Genomic DNA, 1,425 nt, shown 5'->3' with positions numbered 1-1,425 from the left:
GGCTCATCGCATTTGAGGGTGTAATCGCGGTCTGAATCCGCCGGTTTCGAGGAGTGATCGGGCGATGTAGTTGGCAAGGTTCCGGAAGCCGAGCGCGGAGCCGCGGAGGTGTTCGAGCCTGCCATTGAGTGCTTCCGTGGGGCCGTTGCTGGTGCCGGGCCGGTCGAAGTACGCGAGCACGTCCCCTGCACGGCGTTTCAGCGTCCGGCCCAGCGTAATGACCTCGCTCAGCGCAGCGGGAACGCCGGCACTGATCGCGCCGATCAGTGCTTGCATGAGCTCTTTGCCTCGGGTGCCGTCAGGTTCTCGGTACGCGGCGATGACGCGCTGGTAGATGCCCCAGGTCGCTTCGACTTCGGCGTGGTTGTCCGCAACGAACAGGGCCTCCAACCTGTCCTTCTGCTTCTCGGTGAGCAGATCGTGCCCGGTGTGCAGGGTCCGGCGGGCGGCGTAGAGCGGGTCCCCGGACCGTCCACGGTGACCAATGGTCTGCTGCTGCACGCGCTGGCGGCACCTGTCCAGGGCATCGCCGGCAAGCCGGACGACGTGGAACGGATCCATGACCTCGACCGCGTCCGGGAGCTCCTCGGCGGCTGCGGTCTTGAACCCGGTGAACCCGTCCATCGCAACGACATCGATCCCGTCCCGCCACGCTTTCGGCCGCCCGGCAAGCCAGGCCTTGAAGACCTGTTTCGAGCGGCCCTCGACCATGTCCAACAACCGCGCCGGACCCGTCCTGTCACGGACCGGGGTGAGGTCGATGATCACGGTGACGTACTTGTCCCCGCGCCGGGTGTGCCGCCAGACATGCTCATCAACGCCGATCACGGCCACCCCGTTGAACCGGGCAGGGTCCTCGATCAACACCCGCTTGCCCTCGGCAAGGATCGCGGTGTTCGCGGTATGCCAGGACACGCCCAGGCCTTCCGCGACGCGGGCGACGGTCAGGTGCTGGCACACGATGCCCTCCAGCGCCCAGCGCAGCCCGCGACGGGAGATCTTCGCCCTCGGCTGCGCCGCTTTGGAGATGTCCTGCCGCCACACCCGGCCGCACCCGGTGCACTTGTAGCGGCGGACCCTCACCAGCAGCGTCGTCGGCCGCCATCCCAACGGTTCGTGCGCGAGCGGCCGTGTGACCGTGCCGCGGGCGATGCCCTGGCCCCCACACGATCGGCACCAGTCATCCGGATCAACGGCACGGCATTCCAACACCGCACGGCCAGGGGCGAGTCGCTGCCCGGCAGCTTCGAGCCCAAGCTCATCGAGCCGGCAGAACGTAGTCAGGTCAGGAGGCAGGAAGGTAGCGTTGGACACGTCGAGGTCTTCCGGATGGGCAGTGTAGGAACTTCCATCATCGGAAGACCTCGACCCCTATCCGGCCAACGACGCGCCCACCCCCGCTACACCCTCAAATGCGATGAGCCG

Annotated in this window: 1 protein-coding gene; it reads right to left on the bottom strand. The window is 67.2% G+C overall.

Annotated features, from left to right (window positions below; translation table 11 throughout):
• Positions 1-3 precede the first annotated feature (3 nt).
• A complete protein-coding gene (locus tag AC3WJM_RS22990) occupies positions 4-1,314 on the bottom strand; it encodes an ISL3 family transposase (RefSeq protein WP_492260921.1) in 1,311 nt (436 codons plus the stop codon).
• Positions 1,315-1,425: the final 111 nt, after the last annotated feature.

This window comes from Arthrobacter sp. FW306-1B-G06A, assembly GCF_058781765.1.
This window is presented reverse-complemented; position numbering and strand designations above follow the sequence as displayed.